Below are 22006 nucleotides of genomic sequence, written 5' to 3' on the forward strand. Positions count from 1 at the left end.
CTCCTGCCCTGTAACATGCCGGCAAGCTACCTTGCCCGCTCACCACGCGCCGGAGCTGCTCGCTTGTCGACTCGCTACCGCGCCAAACCTTTGGGTAATACCTGGAGTGAACCGTGGCGCGGCTTCACGCTTCGTCGACTGCGCTCACGACGCTCCTCTGCTCTACGGTTCGCTCCGCAAGGTAGCTTGCCTGTTACATTCATCAGTGGTGCTGCGTAGCAGCATGGAAGTCTGACTACTGACTCCTACCTAAAGTTACTTCTTCCGCTTTGCCAACACTTCGTCAACGGAAGGCATGACTTTATCCGCAGGTATAAGTACATTGTCCGTAGTAATAAGATAGGGAAGGTCTTTCGACTTCACAGTTTTGCCGAAGACCATGGGCAGCGCGAGTTGATGATCCTCCTTGCGCATCGTGCCCTTGCCCAGCGGTGTATCAAGGGCCAGCCCTTCAAGCGCATCAATGATCTTTTCTGTATCTGTGCTTCCGGCTTTTTCAATGGCCGCAGCCAGGAATTTAATGGTCAAATAGCCGTTAAGCCCGGCAAAACCCGGGTAATTGCCTGTGGCCTTCTTGAACGCTTCCCCAAATGACTTGGTATTTGGATCATCCGGGAAGTAATAGAAATAGAAAGCTGTTCCGTACACCCCTTCCGGAGCGTCTTGACCCAGTGGGCGCAGACTGTCATGGTCTGTAGCGGCATGCGCGAACACCGGAACCTCTTTGTTCAAACCGGACTGATTAAGCGCTTTCAGAAACGCCACCATATCTCCCCCGCCGGCTGCGACATAAACGGCATCCGGTTTAGCCGCCCGGATGGCATTGATGTAGGAAGAGAAGTCTGATTCTCCTACTCTCCACCAAGATTCGTTAATTTTTTCAACATCGGGCTTTAATTGCTTCAGATTTGTCCAAACCGAGTTGGCCACGGAACGCCCGAACTCATAGTCACTGCCGGCAATCCAATAGCGTTTATAAGGCATCTGGGACATTTGGTAAGCCCCGGCCTTGCCAATCATCGCCGTGTTCCCGATCGTGCTGAAGACATAGCGGTGGCCTTCAGCACCGGTAATTTTTTCACTCATGGAATCAGAATTAATAAACAGAACCTTATTATCTTTGGCATATTTAGAAACTGCCAAAGCAGAAGCGCTGTTAATAGTCCCAATCAGAATATTTATGTTCTGGTTCATAACCAACTCCTTAGCCGCCGCTTCAGCCTGGTCGGGTTTGAACGCATCATCCCGCTCCACGACCTCAATCACCGGCCCGCCTGCTTTGGCCACCTCATCAACGGCAAGCTTGACTGCGGCTTCGGTACTTTTGCCATAGGCAGCAGCCGGCCCGGATAAGCTGTCAATATATCCTACTTTAACCTTAAGCTGAGAGCCGCCCGTATCTCCGGACTTCGCCGTGGGTGTTGTCTGTCCGCAACCTGCCAGAAAAACCCCCAAAGCCAGGATCACAATCAATGTCCAAGCAAAATAATGGAAACCAACTCTCTTTTTCAATTTTCGTCCCCCTCCATCAATCTGGCGTTTTGGTCATTTTATAAATATTAAGAGACGGTTTTCACCTCCTTCATTGATTCGGTCCAGGGAAATTACCTTCTTCTGAATATTCTTTATCTTTAATGTTTGGTACTGGTTGGACCAGTGTTAATAATCATTTCGCCACGAAACAAAAAATCTCCTTCCGTACTTCCAAAATAATTTATTGAATTTGGTCTATTTGAAATATTTTGAAGTTCATTAAAATAACCTGCGCAGAAATCCGATTCTGATTCCAGCCCATAATTAGATAATTCTGTAAAATATCCTTAAATATTTTTGTACCTTAATCTGGCCCATTCCAGATGTTCTTTCATCGAGTGGCGCGCTTCCGCAACATCATGATTTTTAATTGCTTCATAAATTTTGCTATGATCATTGGTAACACGTATTCTCTCACTATCTTGTACAAAATCGTAACGGCTTGCTTGTTCGATCATTTTATGAATATGGATCGCAAAGGTTTGAAGCAGTCGGGTTATCATCGTATTTTTTGAAGCCTGCGCAATCATATAATGAAAATATACATCCGCTTTCGAATAACCTTTTGAATTCTCAAATTTGCTTTGTCTTAAAACTCCCAAGGCATCAGCAATAAAGGTTAAATTTTCTGCATCCGCTCGTTTGGCTGCCAATCCGGCACATTCCACTTCAAGAGCGATGCGTACCTCCCAAAGTTCATCAAAGGAATTTGATTCTACGCTTAGCGCTAAAGCTAAGGGCTCAATAATTTGGTTAACATGGTGATCCTTTACAAATGTGCCGTCCCCGGGTCTTACTTCTACTAAGTTCAGAATCTCCAGGGTTCTCAAAGCCTCACGCAGCGTTGTCCGGCTGACGCCCAAGGCGCCAGCCAGCTCCCGCTCTCCCATGAGTCTGTCCCCGGGATTAAGTCTATTCTCACGCATAAGCTCCTTAATTTGTGACACAACATCTTCGTAAATCCTATGGGGTTTGACCTTATTTAACTCCATATTTCACCGCCGTCTAACCTCTATTTTCCTATGCTCATTTCACGACCACATTGACCAGTTTCCCCGGGACCGTGACCACTTTAACGATCTCTTTGCCCTGGGTCCAGTCAGCAAGCTTGGGCAGGCTGCGCACCCGCTCCTCCAGATCCTTGGCGGAGATTTCCGCCGGAACTTGAATCCGCTCGCGCACTTTTCCGTTCACTTGCAGCACCACGGTCACCTCATCCTGGATTAAGGCCTGCTCATCCACCTCAGGCCAGGGCTGGGTATGGATGCTGTCCTGATGCCCCAGTTCACTCCAGGTTTCCTCCGTAATATGGGGCGCAAAGGGCGCCAGCAGGATTAAGATGCTCTCCAGGGCTTCCCGGGCCACCGCCACCTTGGAATTCGGCTTTTCTTTGTAGATATAGAGGGCATTCACCAGCTCCATCACGGCACTGATGGCGGTGTTAAAGTTAAAGCGCGTGCCGATGTCCGTCGTAACCCGCTGAATCGTAGTATGCGTTATCCGGCGCATTTCTTTGGCATCCGCATCAAGGTCCAAGGAAGCGCGGCCGTCATTCCCGCCCTTACTGCCTGCACCGCCGGCGTTATCTTCTTTAAGGATCGGCTCATACTGGACAGCCAGCCGCCAGACCCGGTTCAAGAAGCGGTAGCACCCTTCCACACCCTGGTCGCTCCACTCCAGGTCTTTTTCCGGCGGAGCTGCAAACAAGATAAAGAGGCGGGCAGTATCCGCCCCGAATCGCCCGATAATTTCTTCCGGGCTTACGACATTCCCTTTGGACTTGGACATCTTGGATCCGTCCATGCAGACCATCCCTTGAGTGAGCAGGTTAGCAAAGGGCTCACCCACTTTTAGATGCCCAAAATCCCTTAATGCCTTGGTAAAGAAACGGGAATACAAGAGATGCAGGATGGCGTGTTCCACTCCGCCTACATATTGGTCCACATTCATCCAGCGGTCAACCGCTCCCGGGGCAAACGGAGCTTCCGTGTTCCTGGGGTCGGTGTAGCGCAGGTAATACCAGGACGAGCACATAAACGTGTCCATGGTGTCTGTCTCCCGCCGGGCCGGCCCGCCGCACTCAGGGCAGGTCGTATTGACAAAAAACTGGGAAGTGGTTAACGGGTTTTCCCCGGCCCTAAAGACGACATCATCCGGCAGGAGCACCGGCAGCTGGTCATCCGGAACCGGAACCGTGCCGCACTTCTCACAGTAAACCATGGGAATGGGCGCACCCCAGTAGCGCTGGCGGGAAATAAGCCAGTCGCGCAGGCGGAAATTCACTTTGCGTTCCCCAGCACCCAACCGCTCCGCTTCATCGGCGATGCGCTCCCAGCCTTCCTCACTGGAGAGGCCGTCAAACTTGCCCGAGTTGACCATCACCCCATCTTCCGTAAAAGCCGCAGCCAGGGGCTTGTCCTTATCCTCAATGGATGTATCTTTAGGGAGGATGACCGTCGTAATCGGCAGCCGGTATTTCTTGGCGAACTCAAAGTCGCGCTCATCATGGGCCGGCACGCCCATGACCGCACCGGTCCCGTATTCCAAAAGGACATAGTTGGCAATCCAAATCGGGACTTTCTGCCCGTTGAGCGGGTTGATACAATGCTTCCCGATAAACATGCCTTCCTTCTCAGTCTCGGTGGAAGTACGGACAATCTCGTTAAGTCCGTGCATCTTCTCAATAAAGGCGTGTACATCTTTTTCATACTCAGTCCCTGCCACCAGTTCCTGCACCAGCGGGTGTTCCGGAGCCAGCACCACATAGCTTACCCCAAACACGGTATCGATTCTGGTGGTGTAGACCGTGATTTTATCCGGGCGGTTTTCCAGGGAAAATGAAATCTCCACCCCTTCCGAGCGCCCGATCCAGTTGCGCTGCATGGTTTTGACTTTTTCCGGCCAGCCCGGCAGCTTGTCTAGGTCTTTCAGCAGTTCATCGGCATAATCGGTGATTTTGAAAAACCACTGTTCCAGGTCTTTTTTCGTGACAAGGGTGTCGCAGCGCTCGCAGGCCCCCTCCACCACCTGCTCGTTGGCCAGCACGGTGGCGCAGGACGGGCACCAGTTGACTGCAGCCTTTTTCTTATACACCAGGCCGTGCTTGTAGAATTCGAGAAACATCCACTGAGTCCATTTATAATACCCGGGATGACAAGTTGCCATTTCCCGGTCCCAGTCATAGGAAATTCCCATCTCGCGCAGCTGGCGCTTCATGTTGGCGATATTCTTCCAGGTCCATTCCGCCGGAGGGGTCTGGTGCTTGATTGCCGCATTCTCCGCCGGCAGTCCAAAGGCATCCCAGCCAATCGGATGCAGGACGTTATATCCTTGCATGCGCTTGTAACGCGCGATCACATCGACGATCGAATAATTGCGGACATGCCCCATGTGCAGATTCCCGGATGGATACGGAAACATCGCCAGGGCATAAAATTTCGGTTTATCTGTCCCGTCTCCCGTTTTGAACGCTTTCTCCTCCAGCCAGCGCTTTTGCCATTTGGCTTCAATCTCGGCAAAAGAATACTTATCTTGCATAACCTTTCCCCCTACAACATATACAACATTTTACGAAAACCAAAGAAAACCCCCGCCCCATTGGGCGAGAGCCCTTCCCATTCTAACAAATCGTTACCTCTTGTCAAGAGAAGGACATGATTTCAGCATCACTCCACAGACGTTCTATATTATAAAAATCCCGGGTTTCCGGAGTCATGATATGCACGACCAAATCGCCGCAGTCCGCCAAGACCCACTGGGCTTCCGGCATGCCCTCGACCCGCAGCAGCGGAATCCCTAGATCAGGCAGCTTTTCCTGCAAGTTATCCGTGATTGCTTTCACTTGAGTCACTGAATTTCCGGTAGCGATCAGAAAATAATCCGTAACCGGCGATACTCCTTTAAGATTTAAGAGTACCAGGTCTCTTCCCTTTTTTTCCTCTACCAAATTTAGCACTTGTTTCAGCTGATTTTCACTTAGCTCCAAATTTGAACCTCCTTTGTAAATCTTCATGGGTTAAACGGGTAATGGGATGAATCATTCGTTTCCCTTGTTTAAGATAATTAAGTGTATGTTCAACACAAGCCAACGTTCCTTGCTCGATATTATCATACAAGGCTTGACGCAAACTGTCTACATTAGGAAAGTTTCTATTCGGCTCCACCAAATCCGCACTGTAGATAAGCATCTCCAGCGGGGACATGCCCGGATACCCCAGGGTATGATGAGCCACAGCGGCCAGAACCTCTTCATCTTGCAAACCGTAATACTTTTTTAACCAATAAGCTGCCAGAGGACCATGAAGCACAGCCGGAGCCTGTTCATCCTCCGGATACTGCAGGATCTGCCAGCGCTTGGCCAGCCGCAGCTGGTACTCAATCGGAATCTCCTTTGCTAAATCATGAACTAATGCCGCCAATCGGGCTTTTTCCAGATTCAATCCATGTTTGCGGGCCACATCCTCAGCCAAAGCGGCCACCCCTAACGTATGCCGGTACCTGGCTGCGGAAAGAGTGCGCGCCGCTAAATCCAACGCTTGCTCCAGATTCAATCCCTGCCCCTGCTCCACTCTAGGTTCTCCTTTCTCTAGTCTAACCAAAACAAAGAGACCCTGATCCCCCAGGCACGGAGGGTGGGCCTCTAAGCTTCCAAATCGTTTGAAACTCATTCAGCTTCAGAGACTATCTTTGAAGCCTTATTCGGGCCCCTGTTTCGGTTTCGCCTCATTAACGGTCAGCGGACGCCCGCCGAATTCCTTGCCGTTTAATTCCTGGGCCATCCTTTCAGCATCCTCATCAGAGACCTCGACAAAACCGAAGCCCCTCGACCTCCCTGTTTCTCTGTCAGTAATTATGCGGCTGCTGTAAACTTCCCCATACCCGCGGAAAAATTCGCTAATATCTTCCGTGCTCGTATTCCATGGGAGGTTTCCTACATAAAGTGTGCGTGTCATTTCTGTCACCTCTTGCCTAAAGTGGATTCGTTTCTAGTATGAGCAATTCTGGTTGGAGTATACAGGGCATTTTCTTCAATAAATTGACGTACATTTTCCGGCAGGAGATAACGAATAGACTTTTCCGCTGCCACCCGCACCCGGATATCTGTGGAAGAAATGGCCAAGGCCGGAACCTCTAAAAGATGAATTTTATGAAGTGCCTGCGGATTCTCATGCTGTGACTTGATTAAAAAATCTCCGGCTTCAAAACCGGGCCGTGAGGCTCCGATAAAATGGGTCAGGTTCAAGATCTCTTCGGATTCATGCCAGGTAAAGATTTCTCGTAAAGCGTCCATCCCGGTAATAAAGTATAGTTCATAATCCGGCCACTCCCGCCGTAGTTGGCGCAAAGTATCTACGGTGTAAGAAGGGCCGTTCCGTTCAATTTCAAGAGGCGATATATCGAAAAAGGGATTATCGGCCAAGGAGCGTTTAACCATTTCATAACGCAAGGAAGCAGGACTTATCCGGCGTCCGCTTTTATGCGGCGGATTGCCTGTTGGAACAAAAAGAACTTTTTCCAGGTTAAACTCGTTGCGTGCCATCTCAGCTGCCACTAAATGGCCGTAATGGATCGGGTCAAAGGTTCCTCCCATAACCCCTAAACGCTGAGTACGCACGTTCTCCGCCTTATCACCCGCTATCCTATCTGTGGCCACGATAACCCCAACCCCTACATTAAGCTATAATAGTTCAAGTATATCAAAGAGTCCGGGCAAAGTCACTCCCTTGCTCACTCATATCGCAGCGCTGCGATCGGTTCCAGCTTGGCGGCCTGCCGTGCCGGGTAGAAGCCGAAGAACAGACCCACCCCAATGGAAAAAGAGACTGCCAGCGCAATGGCCCATCCGGATAAAAGGGGCGGCCAACGCAGCAGATGGGAGGCAAAGAGCGCACTTCCCACGCCCAAGGCCATCCCAATCAGACCGCCGATGAATGAAAGCACCACTGCTTCCAGTAAAAACTGGACTAAAATATCGTTTTCCCGAGCGCCGACTGCCTTGCGCAGCCCGATTTCACGGGTGCGTTCTTTCACTGACACCAGCATGATGTTCATAATTCCGATTCCGCCCACCAGCAGCGAAATTCCTGCCACCACCCCGATAATGGCGGTAAGAATACGGGTAATTTTATTGGCAGCCTGCACCAGCTGCTGCACATTAAACGCTTCATACTTGTCCGTCGTTCCGTGCCGTGCATTTAAGATCTTTTTAGCTCCCGCGATGACTGTTTCAAGTTCGGTTTCACGATGAGTTGACCCTTCAAGCTGGTCAATGCGCTCCGATTGAAAGACGTCCGTCCATGTATTCCAAGGCATATAGGCAAAACTACTCTGAGGCCCGACATCGAACTGGGCAAAGGCCGATTGATCCTTGGCCAGCACTCCGATCACCCGGCAGGGAACATTGCGGATAATCACCTGCTGTCCCAAGGGGTTACCCGCTCCGAACAAGTCTGAAGCCAGTGTTTGATCGATCACCACCACTCTTCGAGCACTGATTACATCTTCTGCGGAAAAGAACCTACCTTTAGCCACTTCACGCCGCCGCAACCCGGCAAACTCTGAAGCCGTACCGACCACAACTGCAGAACTTCTTTTCTGGCTCACATCCAATTGGGCATATTCAATGCTGGCCGGAACCAGGTATTTTATCTGAGGCAAAGCCCGGCGCAGGCTATCGACGTCCCTCGAATTAAAGCGGTCATTGTCCGTCGGCCCTCCCGGTCCCACGGCCTTAACATATAACACAAACAAATTAACTCCGGTTTTCTCCATCTCTTGCATAATCGCAGCTTTTCCGCCCAGGCCGATATTGACCACGGCAATCACTGCAGCTATTCCGATCACAATTCCCAGCATAGTAAGCGCAGCCCTCATTTTATTGATGCGCAGGCTGCGCACAGCTCCACTCAGGCCTTCCAAGAAGTTCATCCGCCCTCACTTCCTGATTTAGCACTGAACCAACCCGCCCTTAGTCCCCCGCCGCTATAGGCGGCTGGTGCCAAAGGGCGGTTAAGTCCAGTATTGACTCGACTAACATTCTGAGGGGGTTGAAACCCCCTCAGAGTGAAGTCTCGTTTAACCCGGGCCGGCATCCCTTCATAAAATTGGTCCGTGGGATTTAAGACCACCTGATCGCCCTCTTTCAGCCCACTGACCACCTCCTGATTGTTATCGCCTGCGATGCCCAAGTTCACTTCCGTTTTGCGAACTTTCCCCCCCTCCAGGCGGTAGACAAAATTTTTATTCTGTTCCTGAAACAAGGCTTCCTGGGGAATCGCCAACACGTTTGCTTTCGCAGCTACAAGAATATCCACATCGACGCTAAAACCGGGTTTAAGCTCGGATGATGCTTGTTCAAGAACGACTTTCACCTTGACTGCAGGGGCAGGGTTCGTTTGCAGCCCGGGGGCTATCTGGGCTTGCAGCGCCACATCGGCTACAGTTCCGGGAAGAAAGCTCTCTTTAATCAGCCGGCCTCTGATTTCGGCTTTTTGCCCGGGTTGCACCCGGGCGGCATCGACCTCATTCAGGCTGAGATCAATATTTAACTTGCTTAAATCCCCAATGACAGCCAGCGGCGCCTGTACTGAGGCCAGGTTTCCTTCCTGAGCATTCACTTCCAGCACGGTCCCACTCAAAGAGCTTTTGAGGGTTAATTGAGCCCGTTGGGCCTGGGCAGCGTTTACGCCGGCCTGAGCCTGTTTGACTGCGGCCTCCGCTTGGTTTAGGGCCATTTCCGCCTGTCTGATCGCTGCGGGATTAGGCTGATTCACAGAAGCCGTTTGGGTATCAGGCACTGACATCACTGACTGAATTGGGTTTGATTTCGCAGCGTCAAGGTTTGCCTGGGCCAAATCGCGGTTGGCTTTGGCCGCGTCAAGGGCAGCTTGGGCTTGATTTATTTGGGCATTGACCAATGCCGGATCCAGTTCGATCACCGCAGCTCCCGCTTGGACGCTGTCTCCGGTTTTAACCGCTACTTTCACAACCCGGGCCGGGCTTAGGGTCCTTATTTCCTGAGTCTTCTCCGGTTTGACTGTCCCGCTGGTATGAACCACCTCTTGCAGGGCAGTAGGCTTGACCACAACCACTGATACTTGCATAGGATCTTCAGGCTTGCCATAGACACTCCAAATTCCCCATCCGAGCGCGGCCAGGGCAATAATCCCTGCTGCACTCCACGCGGCTTTGTGCTTCATCCTGAGATCACCTCGATTTCGTCCGTTATGTCAATCTTGCCACTCGAACTCGAGCTCCCCGATCCGAACCAAATCCCCTTCTTTGATCCCCTGGGCCCGCAGAGCATCATCCACCCCCATAACCTTTAAAATATTTTGGAAGCGATGTAGGCCTTCCTCGCTTTCAAAATGCGTCATGATTACATGTTTCTCCAATTCCTTGCCGCTTAGGACAAAAACGCCTTCTTCCTGATCAAGCCGGAAGCGCTCCTGCGGTTCGGCTTTGGTCATCCGGTGCTGGCTGCTGCGGTCTACTATCCCAGGCAAAGGAATATTGGGCAACAGCTCTTTGATGCGGAACATTAACGGTTCTAACCCGTCACCGGTGGCGGCTGACACTGCGAAAATTTCATATTGATCGTTGAGCGACGCACGCAAACGCTCTAAGTTGTCCTCGGCACCCGGAATGTCCATTTTATTAGCGACGACCAGCATCGGGCGTTCCGCCAGATAAGGGCTGTATAAGCGCAGTTCTTCCCGGATAATCCGGAAATCTTCCAGCGGATCGCGGTTTTCGGAACCGGAAATATCTAAAACATGGAGTATAAGGCGGGTGCGCTCCGTATGGCGCAAAAATTCATGACCCAGACCGGCCCCGGTATGTGCTCCTTCGATCAACCCAGGGATATCGGCAATGACGAAACTTTCCCCGTCTTCAAAATCTACCACTCCCAAATTAGGGACCAGCGTGGTAAAGGGATAATCCGCAATTTTCGGCTTCGCGGCCGACACCTGGGAGATCAAGGTCGATTTACCGACATTCGGAAACCCTACCAAGCCCACATCAGCCAAGAGTTTCAGTTCAAGCAGCAGCCAGCGTTCCTCCCCAGGCTCACCGTTTTCGGCCAAGGTCGGGGCTTTGTTAGTATTGCTTAAGAAACGGGCATTACCCCGTCCTCCCCGGCCCCCGCGCGCCACGACCACCTTCTGTCCGTTCTCAGTGAGATCAGCCAGAATTTCTCCGGTTTCGGCATCTTTAATCAAGGTTCCGGCGGGAATGCGCAAAACGAGGTCTTCCCCCCCTTTGCCATGCATGTTTTTTCCTTCCCCATGCTTGCCGCGGTCAGCTTTATAATGCCGTTTATACCGAAAATCCACCAGAGTTCTTAAGCCCTCATCCGCCACCAGGATAATGCTCCCGCCCCGGCCGCCGTCCCCGCCGCTGGGGCCGCCTTCCGGAACATATTTCTCCCGGCGGAAGGCCACGGCTCCGGCGCCTCCGTCCCCGCCCTTAACATAAATTTTTGCCTGATCGTAAAACATATTTTTTACTCCCCTAAAATAAGTTCAATGGCAGTGGCCTTTTGCTCCCCTGCCTTCTTTCCTGTTTCTCCGGTTGGGGGGTACAACTCAAACTTAAAGCTGAGTCCAGCCTCATTCACTGCTTTGCTGTCTTCAGCATCTCCCGGTTCCCGTCCGAGGGTGAGCACGGTTTTTAACGGCAACTCTTGTGAGTGCAAGCTTAATTCCAGACATTCGCTAGTGTACCCGTACAAGGCTTGAAGGTATTCCTCCCGCCAATATTTCGACCAAAATTCTTCTTCGTTCCATTCTTTGGCTAACTTAAGTTCAAGTGGAATTCCCTCTTTATGTAATTTAACGATTAGAGTCAAAATACATGCGGAGGCAGACTTTTCCGGAATTAAGCCTGCCAGTTGTTCTGCCTCAAACTCCGGCAGCATGGTACGTATGTATTGCAAAGCTTTTTCCGCGTGATTCAACTGGAGATAGCCGGTTACCACCTGCCAATGATTAAGGAAATCATGGCGTTGAAGCCGGTAGGCTTCTAACAGCTCTCCGATTAGTAGTTTATCCACTTGAGGCATATCCATTTCCCTTTCACAGTATTAGTACACATTAATCTAATAAGCCTAAAAAAACCCCTGGGGTTAACCCAGGGGTGATGTCTTATTGAGCTTGCGCTGCTGGGCGCTCTGCATAGATGCTGACTTGTTTGCGGTTGCGGTCTTTGCGTTCAAACTTTACATATCCGTCTATCAAGGCAAATAAGGTGTCATCTTTGCCAAGCCCGCAGTTTTTGCCTGCATGAAACTTGGTGCCGCGCTGCCTTACGATGATGTTGCCGGCGGTGACGAACTGGCCGTCTCCCCGTTTAACTCCTAAGCGCTGAGCCGCACTATCACGGCCGTTGCGCGAACTTCCCACCCCTTTTTTATGGGCGAAAAGCTGCAGATTCATTTTTAGCATGGAGTCCACCTCCTCCGCTCTATTATTAAATACCGGTCACCATAAGTCTGCTGGATTTCTTCAACCGCTTGGCTCATGGTGTGTAAAATCCATTGGGCCTGATTAAGCTCGGGTTCGCTAAGTTCAGGAAGAACACACCTTACATAACCGTCCTCCCCTTCCACTTGCGGAAGTCTGGACAAGTAGTGTTCCAACCCGTTGGCTGCGGCGATGCTTAAAGCCGAGACTGCAGCGCACACAATATCTTCGCCGTAAGCCCCATACCCTGCATGCCCGCTGAATTCAAACTCACGGACCCTGTCTTCTTGATCGAGCCATAAGGTCAAGCGAATTCCCTGAGCTTGACTCGGTTTACGCTTGGAGTGCTTCGACACGGACCTTCGTGTAGGGTTGGCGATGCCCTTGCTTGCGGCGGTAGTTCTTTTTCGGTTTGTATTTGAAGACAATAATCTTCTCCCCTTTACCGTGCTCCACCACTTTGAGCATAGCCTTGGCACCGTCTACCAGAGGGCTTCCGACCTTGACTGCTCCGTCCTGGGCCACCAGCAGAACACGGTCAATCGTAACCGTATCCCCAACATTGGCATCCAGCTTTTCGACTTTGAGCACATCGCCTTCTTGCACCCGGTATTGCTTGCCACCTGTTTCAATCACTGCGTACATTCTTACACCTCCCAAATCCTAGACTCGCCTCTCCAGGCCGGCTAACTTGCAAAAGCAACTCAGTAAATTTCGTGATACTTGCTGATTAGCAAACTGAGTCGATTTAGCAGCGTTAGTCAGTTTCTATGCCTGTTACGAGCGGTTGCGGCAGAGAGCCACCACATTTTAATATTTTAGCACCGGCTCAGTCAGTATGTCAAATAATTTTCTCATCCCCCGGCCAAAAGCGGAAAGAGCTTGAGAGCATCACCGGCTTGCACCGGTTCATCCGCCAGAACCTGGCGGCCATTCAGGGTAATAAGCACCGGCTCCTGCTCCGGTATATGCAAACGCCTGAGAACATCTCCCGCTGTACACGGGAAATCCATCTCAAGTTCGACAGTCCCTCCGGCTCCGGCAGGAGCATACTTCTGCAGTGTTAAATTAAGCTTAATTGCAACCGTTTTACTCATTTGCATCAACTTTTTCCTTGCTTTTTACCCATTGGATCACGCCAAACACAAATCTTCGTTTAAGCTGATAATGGCCTTCTTGTACATCTCCCGGTCAATCACGAATTGCATATTCACCTGACGCAGCGACTGAGACACACAGTTAACATTAATATCGTTCTTGGCCAGAGTATTGGTAGCCCGGGCCAAAATCTTCGGCATAGCAATGTTGGAACCGATCACACACACGATCGCTGCTTTTTCCACTGTAACTGTTTGATAGTTGTTCTCGAGTTCCGCGATGAAATCATCGCTTAAATCCGTTTCCCAAATCACGACGGAGATGCTGTTGGCATTGGTGGCTTTCATAATATAGCTGATATTATGGTGCTTAAGAATCTCCATCAGTTCCATGTCAAATCCGATCTCTCCCACCATGGAAGTATCATGAATTTCCACAACGGCGATTTTATCTGAACCGGCAATAATTTCAATCTTTGCTTCCGGTCCGATATAGTCCTTCGTAATGACCGTTCCGGGGTGATCCGGTTCAAAGGTATTCTTGATGCGTAAATTGATTCCGGCCATTTCGAGGGGTTTGGACGCATTGGGGTGGATCGCCTCCATGCCGATATCGGCCAGCTGGTCAGCTACATCGTAATTGGTCCAGCCCACCGGTACAGCTTTGTCCACACCCACTATTTTAGGGTCTGCCGAGGATAAATGATATTCTTTATGAATAATCGCTTCATCCGCCTTAAGATAAGTAGCAATCCTAGAAAAGGTTATCTCCGAGTAACCCCGGTCAAATTCACGCATGATTCCTTCTTTTCCTTTAGTATACCCTGTAGCCACAATAATTGAATCATATGGATTTATATCTTTGAAAGACTTCTCAATACGTTCGCTTATCGTGAGTTGTTTAGAATCGCGAAATCCGGTCAAATCAACCATTTTGGCAGAAATCCCGTTATTTGCTAAAATATTTACGGTATTAAACGCAGAATGAGCCTCCCCAATCGATGCCAGCAACTCCCTGGCCGCCGAGAAAATGCTGTCCCGTGCAACATACCCGGAAGCAATTATGTCTTCCATGCTGCTCAGATAAGCCTTTACTTGCATAATCCGCTCGGTAAGAAATTCACGGCAGGTATGATAATCCAGACCAATCCCCGTAAACGATTCATTAATGTTAAGGAGCTTATTTAATAAGCTGTCGAGAGAAGTCGCATAATCCTCACCCTTAATAAAGTGCTGATAAATGCCAGGCGCTTTGGTTTTTTTATCTTCCAGCAGCAAATTGGTCACGCCACCATAAGCCGAAACAACAAAAACTCTTCCATAGCGAAATCCTTTGGAACCTGGCAACCCGATTATATTCTGAAGCACATCATGAAATTGGGTCATGGATGTGCCGCCGATCTTTTCCACCGTAAGCATCTTTTTTCCTCCACAAAAGTTAATATTCAAGATCTGACACAACGATTAATTTTACCACATGGACATCATTAACTTAAAGCGTAATATTTAACTCTTTCATTTTCCGATAAAGAGTATTTCGTCCAATTCCAAGCAAGCGGGCAGCCGGTGCGATTTTTCCTCCTGTACGGTTCAGCGTTTTGATAATGGCTTCCCTGGTCTGTTCCTGCAAGAGACCGGGAGAGCTTTCAGACTTGGCGTCAGGTATCCATTGAGCACCGGCAGTCATCTCCTGCCCTAAGAGTTTGGGATCCTGAATCTTTTTGCGGGATAATTCTGGGGGCAGGTCCGAAACGTTTAAGACCGGACCGTCAGCTAAAGCAACCATTCCTTCAATACAATTTTCTAATTCCCGCACATTCCCCGGCCAGGAGTATGAAAGCAAACAGGAATAGACTTCCGGAACAACCTGCAACGGAGGTTTACCCAAAGCCGCGCTGCATTTCTCAATGAAGTGAGGAATGAGATCAAAAATATCGTCGGTCCGTTCCCGCAGAGGAGGCAGCTCCACAGTCACGACTTTTAACCGGTAATAAAGATCCAGACGAAATTTCCCCTCGGCAACCAGAGCTGCCAGATCCTTATTGGTTGCCGCGATGACCCTCACGTCCAAATTTTGGGCTTTCGTTGCCCCAATCCGGTATACTTCTTTCTCCTGCAGAACCCGCAGTAGGGCTGCCTGAACATTCGGAGAAATATCCCCAATCTCATCCAGAAAAATAGTACCGCCCTGGGCAATTTCAAATTTGCCGGGTTGACCTCCCCGCTTGGCTCCGGTAAAAGCACCGTCTACATAACCGAATAGTTCACTTTCCATGAGGGAATCCGGCAGTGCAGCACAGTTTAGAGGGACAAAAGGCTTGTCCCGGCGCGGACCGAGCAAATGGATATGCCGCGCGATAATTTCCTTTCCGGTACCGCTTTCTCCTTGAATGAGAACCGAAGAATGAGTGGAAGCAACTTTAGCTGCCCGTTGTAAAACCTTACGGCTTGCCTCGCTGTTGCCAATCCAAAGGGTTCCGGAAGAAGGTACTACTGACGGAGACGGAAAAACAGGAACATCACTCATTAAAGAAGAGCGGGAAAACTGGCCAAAATCCATGAAGTTTGCGGAAACTTCAGTATGGGAACCTCCCTTGTGCAAGGGCTTACTTTGAAAAACCTCCCCGACAAAACGTCCGAGAATTTCTTCCCGCCGTCGTCCGATGGAATTAATCCCCGCCGGCGTAATTGCAGTGATTAGTCCATGACTATCTATTTTTATATCCCCTTGAATCAAGAGGGAACCGGCTAGCTTCAAGCCTTCCCGGTAAATCCCGTAGCTATGCTCCAATTCTAAAAGCCGGAGATTATATTCAATCATCCTGGTTCCCATGATCACAATATCGAGAAGGCGTTCTTCTGCTTTACTTGCTACCCCGCTAATATCCAAGACACCAAGCTGCTTTCCTTGACTGTCATGGATTGGAGCCGCCCAACAAGCTAAGAAATGATTTTCACGCACATAATGTTCACTTCCCAGAACTTTGAGGGGGATGTTTTCGGTTAAGGCCGTGCCAATGGCATTCGTGCCTTTAACTTCTTCACGCCAATTAGCCCCAGGGGAGAGATGCACCGTTTGCGCTTTGGTGAGAAAAGGAGGATCCCCTAAAGTTTCTAATACATAGCCGCTATCATCACTTAAGAGAACCAAATAGTTCTGGCCCTGCAAAAAATTAAACATAAGGGGCAGCACATTTTTGGAAGCCCGCACCAAATCTTCATTTTGAGCATATCTTTCCTGTAAAAGGTTAGCAGGAAGCAGATCATTTGTGGATACTTTTTCATGGCTGACACGGAAATCCCTACTACGCTGCCAAGAACGGCTAATATGAACTTCAGCCGGAACATGTTCCCGCCCACTGATAAATGCCTGCCAAGCGTTTTCCACGATAACCCCTCCTCTTTCCTAAACCGAGGTATTCAGAATTCAGTAGTCAGAATGTCAAGAGAATATGTCTGCAAAATGTTATCGATGCGAGTCTCATTCTGAATTCTGGCTCCTGAGTACTGAGTACTTTCTGAAAGATTAACTATTATAAGGATATCATGAACATTTACTTGAAACAACAATCCATAATATGTACTATTTTAGAGCACTTTTTAGCGTTTTTTATTTTTGGAACACTTTTATTCATCATAAAAAAAAGAGTCATATTTTTTTCTTTTGTGGGATTTATCGCATATTGCGCAAGATTCTTTTTGCAAGAAATTAGCTGGTATACATTTTGCAATAATAGTTCGAACAGAATAACAAATCGCAAATGCTAAAACCATTGCACGAGAATTAAAAGGAGGACGAGTATGAAAATTTATCGTGTCAACATGACCACCCTGACCACCTCTGTCGAAGAAGTTCCAGAAAAATGGAGGGGACTCGGCGGGAGGGCTCTCACCTCTGCTATCGTAGCTGAAGAAGTTGACCCAACGTGCCATCCTTTAGGTCCCAACAATAAACTTGTCTTTGCGCCTGGCTTATTAACCGGTACCACGGCGCCGAATTCCGGGCGTCTCTCAGTCGGAGCCAAAAGCCCTCTTACAGGGGGTATCAAAGAGAGCAATGCAGGTGGAACAGCTTCGCAAAAATTAGCTAAACTCGGAGTTAAAGCATTAATCATCGAAGGGCAGCCTAAGGGAGATGGCTTTTACAGCCTGCATGTCAATGAAGAAGGAGTATCCATTGCTGAGGAAACCGAACTCATCGGCAAAGGAAATTACGAAGTTATCGGCAAACTCATCGCCAGATTCGGGGAGAAAATCGGTGTGCTCACGATTGGGCAGGCCGGAGAAAACCGCATGTCCGCAGCTAATATTTCCGTTAAAGACCCCGACGGCAATATCCGCAGTGCCGGCCGGGGGGGCTTAGGCGGAGTCATGGGCTCCAAAAAAATTAAATATATCACAATTGATGACAGTAAGACCGGAAGCATCGAACTGGCCGATCCAGAAAAATTCAAACAAGCAGCCAAGGTCTTTGGCAAGGCTCTCCTCGACCATCCGGTTACCGGCCAAGGCCTTCCCCAGTACGGAACGAACGTCCTTGTGAATATTCTTAATGAGGCCGGCGGACTGCCGACTCAGAATTTCCGGCGGGGAAATTTTGCCGGAGCTGAAAAGATCAGTGGCGAAACCATGCATGACACGATTGTCAGCCGCAAAGGGAAACCCACCCATGGCTGCCATGTAGGATGTGTTATCCGCTGTTCCCAGGTTTATAATGACAAAGACGGCAATTATGTCACTGCAGGCTTTGAATATGAAACAATTTGGGGATTCGGGGCCGGCTGTTTAATTGACGACTTGGACATCATTGCTCAAGCTGATCACCTCTGTGACGACATGGGCATCGACTCCATCGAAGCAGCTGTAACCATGCAGGTCGCAATGGAGGGACAAATCATTCCCTTTGGTGACGGACCGGGTATGCTCAATCTTCTAAAAGAAATTGAAAAAGGCAGCTATCTTGGCCGCATACTCGGCAACGGAGCCGCTATGACAGGGAAAGCCCTTGGCGTAACCAGGGTACCGACTGTTAAGGGACAAGGAATCCCGGCTTATGATCCACGGGCAGTAAAAGGAGTCGGATTAACCTACGCTACTACCCCCATGGGAGCAGACCATACGGCAGGATATGCAGTCACTACGAACATTCTCAAAGTCGGCGGCTATGTGGATCCTTTGGGTAAAGAAGGGAATGTCGAGCTTTCCCGCAATCTCCAAATTGCCACTGCAGCCATTGATAGTACTGGTTTGTGTCTCTTCGTGGCTTTTGCTATTTTGGATATCCCGGAAGCTTTCCAAGCAATTATTGACATGATCAATGCCCAGTACGGTTTATCCCTTACTGCGGATGATGTCACAGAACTAGGGAAATTCGTCTTGCGCACGGAGCGGGCTTTCAACAAGGCAGCTGGCTTTACAGAAAAGCACGATCGTTTGCCTGAATTCTTTGCCGAAGAATGTGCGCCCCACAATACCACCTGGGATTTCACAGATGAAGAGATTGATGAAGTATTAAACTTTTAAAGTGTTGCTTGTTTTAAGTGCGCCATTTTACATCAGCATTTGCTGCTTTAACAGAAAAGTGCTCCAAGCTGGAGCACTTTTCTGTTTGGTTTTTCCGAGATTCAGACTTCGCAAACATTTAAGAATGTACTGCTAATTCGTCTTAATCGGCAATATCACTGATTAAGATAATATTTCTGACTATTGGCACAGCTCTTGCTATATATAAAAGTCAGATGTCACAAAAACAAGATGATTGAGGGGGAGATTTTAATGTCAATTGTTCACGAAGTTTATGGTTATTTCATGCCCAACGTCAATCTAATGGGCGCCGGAGCGGCGAAACAAGTTGGAGCGCAAGCTAAAAGTCTGGGAGCAAAAAAAGCGCTGATCGTTACCGATGCTTTCTTGTACAAAGTAGGCATGGCCGATGAAATTGCCGCCAACTTAAAGGAGTCCGGCATCGAAGTTGCAATTTATCCTGGTGCAGAACCGAATCCGACCGATAAAAACGTGCATGACGGTTTAAAAGTCCTCCAGGATGAGAAGTGCGACTTAATTGTTTCTTTAGGCGGGGGTTCGAGCCACGACTGCGCTAAAGGTATCGGTATCGTTGCCGGAAACGGCGGGAACATCCGGGATTATGAGGGAGTCGATAAATCAACCAAACCCATGGTTCCGCTGATTGCCGTCAACACCACCGCCGGCACCGCCAGTGAGATGACCCGCTTCTGCATTATCACCAATACTGATACCCATGTGAAGATGGCAATTGTTGACTGGCGCTGCACTCCTAACGTAGCGATCAATGACCCGCTGTTAATGATGAAAAAGCCGCCGGCTTTAACCGCTGCCACCGGTATGGATGCTCTCACCCACGCTGTGGAAGCTTATGTTTCCACCATTGCTACCCCGGTCACAGATTCGGCAGCGTTGATGGCCATTCAGTTAATCAGCCAATACCTCCGCCGCGCGGTAGCCAATGGCAGCGATTTTGAAGCCCGCGATAAAATGGCTTATGCGGAGTTCCTCGCCGGGATGGCTTTCAACAACGCCAGTTTGGGTTACGTGCATGCCATGGCGCACCAACTCGGCGGTTTCTACAACCTGCCGCACGGTGTCTGCAATGCCATTCTGCTTCCCCATGTGGAACGCTTTAACCTGATTGCCAATGTCGAGCGTTTCGTCGATATCGCCGAAGCGTTAGGCGAAAATGTGCAAGCTCTCTCAGCCCGTGAGGCTGCTGATAAAGCACTGGCAGCAATCGAAAAACTGTCTGCAGACATCGGAATTCCCAAGGGCTTAACCGAACTTGGCGTGAAAGAAGAAGACCTGGAGATTATGGCCAAAAACGCCATGAAAGATGCCTGCATGCTCACGAATCCCCGGATCGCTACTCTTGAGGATGTTATTCAAATCTATAAAAACGCACTTTAATACTTCAAGGGGAGACACAACCCCCAGTACAACCCCAAGTTCACAATTTTTTCTGAAAAATCCCTTGACAATGAGCAAGTTTCGTGGTATCTTAAAGACAAAGTAAATACGGTTAAACGTGTTGAAGCGAATGTATTCGCGTTCAAGGAATTTCAGACTTTTGGGGTGGGAAGTCTTTTTATTAAGATTTCCCACTTTAATTTTCTACTTTATTTATTAGAATGTTTAATCTATTGAACATTCAGTTAATAATCAGTATATTCTGATTATTATAAATACGTTTGTTCGAGTTGAAGCGGACATCAAGTTCGTATTCAAGGCCTTCAGGCTTTTGGGGTGGAAAGTCTCTCGTTAGACTTGCCACCCCAATTTTCGTATCAGGCATTTTCAGATGATTTACTTTTCATTTTTTGGTAAATAATATCTGCATAGTTTTCGGTTTATTAAATCATTGGGACAATGTCGGAAATTTATAAGAATTGGGGGTATCGAAAATGGCTTATGCGGTTAATGGTTACAAGGAACTATCCGGCTACCGCTGTCCCCATTGTCGGCAAATTTCCTACGATTACCAATGGATTACCTTGGAGGAAGGAAAATACCAGTGTCCAAAATGCAGTCTGAATACTGCCACTCTCAAACTCATTGAAGTGGTCCTTCTAAGCCGCGGGAGAATCTGGCGTAAGTAGCAAATACACTTTCGTGCATCCTCAAACTATAGGGCATACAGGCTAACCGGGCTGCCTTCCGCTCCCGCCGCAAGCAGGACAAGGCTTAGTATAACGGGCGGCCAGTGTTTGCCCAACTTTTTTGCGTGTCATCTCTACCAGTCCCAGCCGGGTAAGCCCAAGCACGTCACACTTGGTCTTATCCCGCTCGCAATAAGCCTTTAACGCCTCAATGATCCGGTTCTTGTCTTCTTCCAAGGCCATATCGATAAAGTCGATAATTATGATTCCGCCCAGATTGCGCAGCCTGAGCTGGCGCGGGATTTCCGCAGCCGCCTCTAAATTGGTGTGCAACACTGTTTCTTCCAAAGAATGCTTTCCCACATATTTGCCGGTGTTGACATCAATCGTGGTCAAAGCCTCGGTCTGATGAATCACCAGATAGCCCCCGCTCTTCAGCCACACCTTTGGCTGAAGAGCCTTTTTGATCTCATAATCCACCTCATAGCGTTCAAAGAGCTTCCCCCGCATATCCACATAGACGGACTTGGCCGCAGCATGCCCAATCTCACGCAAAGATGCGCGCAGCTGGGCCGCAAGCCTATCCTGATCCACTGTAATCCGCTCCACATCCCGGTCGATCAAATCTCGAACCAGGCGTTCAACCAAGCCCAAATCCTGGTACACCAATCCGGGCACGGACACATGCTGAATCCTGGACTGAATGTCCGTCCACAGCCCAGCCAGGTGGGTGATATCATGTTCCAGTTCCGCTTCACTTAACCCTTGCGCCAGAGTACGCACAATAATTCCCGTTCCCGGGGGCTTAAGCAAAGCAGCCAAAGTGCGCAGGCGTTCCCGTTCCTCGCCCTCCTGAATCTTGCGCGAGACTCCCACATAATCGAGGTTCGGCATAAACACCACATAGCGCCCGGCGATGGCCAGGTTGGTTGAAACACGAGCCCCTTTGGTTCCGACAGGCTCTTTGAGAATCTGAACCAAGAGTTCCTGACGAGGCTTTAAAATGAGTTCTACCCTGGCCTCATCCGGATGGAACGTGCTTTCATCCTCCTGGTAGCGTGCGGGAACCGCATCCCCGACATACAAAAAGGCGTTCCGCTCCAGCCCGATATCGACAAAGGCCGCCTGCATCCCGGGCAGAATATTTTCCACCCGTCCTTTGTAAATATTACCGACCAGCCTGGAGTGCTCTCCTTCTTGCTCGTACACTTCCATAAGCACCCCATTTTCAAGGAGAGCAGCCCTCAGGCGTTTATCCGATTGTTCCAGGATAATCTCTTTCATG

21 protein-coding genes are annotated in these 22006 nt (G+C 49.3%); 3 read left to right on the forward strand and 18 right to left on the reverse strand.

Annotated elements, in window-relative coordinates:
* Positions 1–255: 255 nt before the first annotated feature.
* From J0X21_RS04340 to J0X21_RS04420, 17 genes are all read right to left on the reverse strand, one after another.
* The gene (locus J0X21_RS04340; RefSeq protein WP_206810969.1) at positions 256–1512 is read right to left on the reverse strand and encodes an ABC transporter substrate-binding protein; all 1257 of its coding nucleotides are present in this window, start codon (positions 1510–1512) and stop codon (positions 256–258) included.
* A gap of 308 nt (positions 1513–1820) precedes the next feature.
* The gene (locus tag J0X21_RS04345) at positions 1821–2525 is read right to left on the reverse strand and encodes a FadR/GntR family transcriptional regulator (protein WP_206810970.1); all 705 of its coding nucleotides are present in this window, start codon (positions 2523–2525) and stop codon (positions 1821–1823) included.
* Positions 2526–2559: 34 nt separating this feature from the next.
* Positions 2560–5070 carry a leucine--tRNA ligase gene (leuS, locus tag J0X21_RS04350; protein ID WP_206810971.1) on the reverse strand — a complete coding sequence of 837 codons (2511 nt, stop codon included), beginning with the start codon at positions 5068–5070 and terminating at the stop codon, positions 2560–2562.
* 103 nt (positions 5071–5173) lie between these two features.
* Positions 5174–5518 carry a ribosome silencing factor gene (gene rsfS / locus J0X21_RS04355; RefSeq protein WP_407947626.1) on the reverse strand — a complete coding sequence of 115 codons (345 nt, stop codon included), beginning with the start codon at positions 5516–5518 and terminating at the stop codon, positions 5174–5176.
* A complete protein-coding gene (gene yqeK / locus J0X21_RS04360; protein WP_236006077.1) occupies positions 5505–6083 on the reverse strand; it encodes a bis(5'-nucleosyl)-tetraphosphatase (symmetrical) YqeK in 579 nt (192 codons plus the stop codon). Before yqeK ends, rsfS begins: the two co-directional genes overlap by 14 nt.
* A 144-nt stretch (positions 6084–6227) precedes the next feature.
* Complete coding sequence (locus J0X21_RS04365; RefSeq protein ID WP_206810974.1) at positions 6228–6485, reverse strand: RNA recognition motif domain-containing protein; 258 nt, start codon at positions 6483–6485, stop codon at positions 6228–6230.
* Between the two features lie 5 nt (positions 6486–6490).
* Complete coding sequence (gene nadD, locus J0X21_RS04370) at positions 6491–7186, reverse strand: nicotinate-nucleotide adenylyltransferase (RefSeq protein ID WP_328812245.1); 696 nt, start codon at positions 7184–7186, stop codon at positions 6491–6493.
* 74 nt (positions 7187–7260) lie between these two features.
* A complete protein-coding gene (locus tag J0X21_RS04375; RefSeq protein ID WP_206810975.1) occupies positions 7261–8460 on the reverse strand; it encodes an ABC transporter permease in 1200 nt (399 codons plus the stop codon).
* Complete coding sequence (locus tag J0X21_RS04380; RefSeq protein ID WP_206810976.1) at positions 8457–9731, reverse strand: efflux RND transporter periplasmic adaptor subunit; 1275 nt, start codon at positions 9729–9731, stop codon at positions 8457–8459. The genes J0X21_RS04375 and J0X21_RS04380 overlap by 4 nt, the downstream gene beginning before the upstream one ends.
* 30 nt (positions 9732–9761) lie before the next feature.
* Positions 9762–11033 carry a GTPase ObgE gene (obgE, locus tag J0X21_RS04385; protein ID WP_206810977.1) on the reverse strand — a complete coding sequence of 424 codons (1272 nt, stop codon included), beginning with the start codon at positions 11031–11033 and terminating at the stop codon, positions 9762–9764.
* Between the two features lie 5 nt (positions 11034–11038).
* Complete coding sequence (locus J0X21_RS04390; RefSeq protein WP_206810978.1) at positions 11039–11596, reverse strand: Spo0B domain-containing protein; 558 nt, start codon at positions 11594–11596, stop codon at positions 11039–11041.
* An 82-nt stretch (positions 11597–11678) separates the two neighbouring features.
* Complete coding sequence (rpmA, locus tag J0X21_RS04395) at positions 11679–11978, reverse strand: 50S ribosomal protein L27 (protein ID WP_206810979.1); 300 nt, start codon at positions 11976–11978, stop codon at positions 11679–11681.
* Positions 11972–12304, reverse strand: a complete 333-nt coding sequence (locus tag J0X21_RS04400) for a ribosomal-processing cysteine protease Prp (protein ID WP_206810980.1) — start codon at positions 12302–12304, stop codon at positions 11972–11974. The genes rpmA and J0X21_RS04400 overlap by 7 nt, the downstream gene beginning before the upstream one ends.
* A gap of 25 nt (positions 12305–12329) precedes the next feature.
* Positions 12330–12641, reverse strand: coding sequence for a 50S ribosomal protein L21 (gene rplU, locus J0X21_RS04405; RefSeq protein ID WP_206810981.1), 312 nt, complete (start codon positions 12639–12641; stop codon positions 12330–12332).
* Positions 12642–12850: 209 nt separating this feature from the next.
* Positions 12851–13093 (reverse strand): MoaD/ThiS family protein, encoded by a 243-nt coding sequence (locus J0X21_RS04410; protein WP_206810982.1) that lies wholly within the window; start codon positions 13091–13093, stop codon positions 12851–12853.
* Positions 13094–13129: 36 nt separating this feature from the next.
* Positions 13130–14512 carry an aspartate kinase gene (locus J0X21_RS04415; RefSeq protein WP_206810983.1) on the reverse strand — a complete coding sequence of 461 codons (1383 nt, stop codon included), beginning with the start codon at positions 14510–14512 and terminating at the stop codon, positions 13130–13132.
* A 73-nt stretch (positions 14513–14585) separates the two neighbouring features.
* Positions 14586–16481 carry a sigma-54-dependent Fis family transcriptional regulator gene (locus J0X21_RS04420; protein WP_206810984.1) on the reverse strand — a complete coding sequence of 632 codons (1896 nt, stop codon included), beginning with the start codon at positions 16479–16481 and terminating at the stop codon, positions 14586–14588.
* A 413-nt stretch (positions 16482–16894) separates the two neighbouring features.
* On the opposite strand from J0X21_RS04420, the gene J0X21_RS04425 reads away from it, so the two are divergent.
* The 3 genes from J0X21_RS04425 to J0X21_RS04435 all read left to right on the forward strand — a co-directional run bounded on the left by J0X21_RS04425 (position 16895) and on the right by J0X21_RS04435 (position 20721).
* The gene (locus J0X21_RS04425) at positions 16895–18616 is read left to right on the forward strand and encodes an aldehyde ferredoxin oxidoreductase family protein (RefSeq protein WP_206810985.1); all 1722 of its coding nucleotides are present in this window, start codon (positions 16895–16897) and stop codon (positions 18614–18616) included.
* Between the two features lie 252 nt (positions 18617–18868).
* On the forward strand, positions 18869–20032 hold the full coding sequence (locus J0X21_RS04430; RefSeq protein WP_209011289.1) for an iron-containing alcohol dehydrogenase: 1164 nt from the start codon (positions 18869–18871) through the stop codon (positions 20030–20032).
* A 494-nt stretch (positions 20033–20526) separates the two neighbouring features.
* Positions 20527–20721 (forward strand): hypothetical protein, encoded by a 195-nt coding sequence (locus J0X21_RS04435; protein WP_206810986.1) that lies wholly within the window; start codon positions 20527–20529, stop codon positions 20719–20721.
* A gap of 42 nt (positions 20722–20763) precedes the next feature.
* On the opposite strand, the gene J0X21_RS04440 is transcribed toward J0X21_RS04435, so the two are convergent.
* Positions 20764–22005, reverse strand: coding sequence for an Rne/Rng family ribonuclease (locus J0X21_RS04440; protein ID WP_206811110.1), 1242 nt, complete (start codon positions 22003–22005; stop codon positions 20764–20766).
* Between the last annotated feature and the right edge of the window lies 1 nt (position 22006).

Origin of the sequence: Paradesulfitobacterium ferrireducens (assembly GCF_017310645.1) — a bacterium.
In the GTDB taxonomy this organism is placed as follows: Bacteria; Bacillota; Desulfitobacteriia; order Desulfitobacteriales; family Desulfitobacteriaceae; genus Paradesulfitobacterium; species Paradesulfitobacterium ferrireducens.

Excerpts from the sequence above, each read along its gene's own strand:
- J0X21_RS04440 (WP_206811110.1), bottom strand. The coding sequence starts at position 22,005 with ATGAAAGAGATTATCCTGGAACAATCGGATAAACGCCTGAGGGCTGCT.
- J0X21_RS04345 (WP_206810970.1), bottom strand. The coding sequence starts at position 2,525 with ATGGAGTTAAATAAGGTCAAACCCCATAGGATTTACGAAGATGTTGTG.
- J0X21_RS04435 (WP_206810986.1), top strand. The coding sequence starts at position 20,527 with ATGGCTTATGCGGTTAATGGTTACAAGGAACTATCCGGCTACCGCTGT.
- obgE (WP_206810977.1), bottom strand. The coding sequence starts at position 11,033 with ATGTTTTACGATCAGGCAAAAATTTATGTTAAGGGCGGGGACGGAGGC.
- rplU (WP_206810981.1), bottom strand. The coding sequence starts at position 12,641 with ATGTACGCAGTGATTGAAACAGGTGGCAAGCAATACCGGGTGCAAGAA.
- J0X21_RS04415 (WP_206810983.1), bottom strand. The coding sequence starts at position 14,512 with ATGCTTACGGTGGAAAAGATCGGCGGCACATCCATGACCCAATTTCAT.
- J0X21_RS04410 (WP_206810982.1), bottom strand. The coding sequence starts at position 13,093 with ATGAGTAAAACGGTTGCAATTAAGCTTAATTTAACACTGCAGAAGTAT.
- J0X21_RS04430 (WP_209011289.1), top strand. The coding sequence starts at position 18,869 with ATGTCAATTGTTCACGAAGTTTATGGTTATTTCATGCCCAACGTCAAT.
- J0X21_RS04380 (WP_206810976.1), bottom strand. The coding sequence starts at position 9,731 with ATGAAGCACAAAGCCGCGTGGAGTGCAGCAGGGATTATTGCCCTGGCC.
- leuS (WP_206810971.1), bottom strand. The coding sequence starts at position 5,070 with ATGCAAGATAAGTATTCTTTTGCCGAGATTGAAGCCAAATGGCAAAAG.
- J0X21_RS04390 (WP_206810978.1), bottom strand. The coding sequence starts at position 11,596 with ATGCCTCAAGTGGATAAACTACTAATCGGAGAGCTGTTAGAAGCCTAC.
- rpmA (WP_206810979.1), bottom strand. The coding sequence starts at position 11,978 with ATGCTAAAAATGAATCTGCAGCTTTTCGCCCATAAAAAAGGGGTGGGA.
- J0X21_RS04375 (WP_206810975.1), bottom strand. The coding sequence starts at position 8,460 with ATGAACTTCTTGGAAGGCCTGAGTGGAGCTGTGCGCAGCCTGCGCATC.
- J0X21_RS04425 (WP_206810985.1), top strand. The coding sequence starts at position 16,895 with ATGAAAATTTATCGTGTCAACATGACCACCCTGACCACCTCTGTCGAA.
- J0X21_RS04365 (WP_206810974.1), bottom strand. The coding sequence starts at position 6,485 with ATGACACGCACACTTTATGTAGGAAACCTCCCATGGAATACGAGCACG.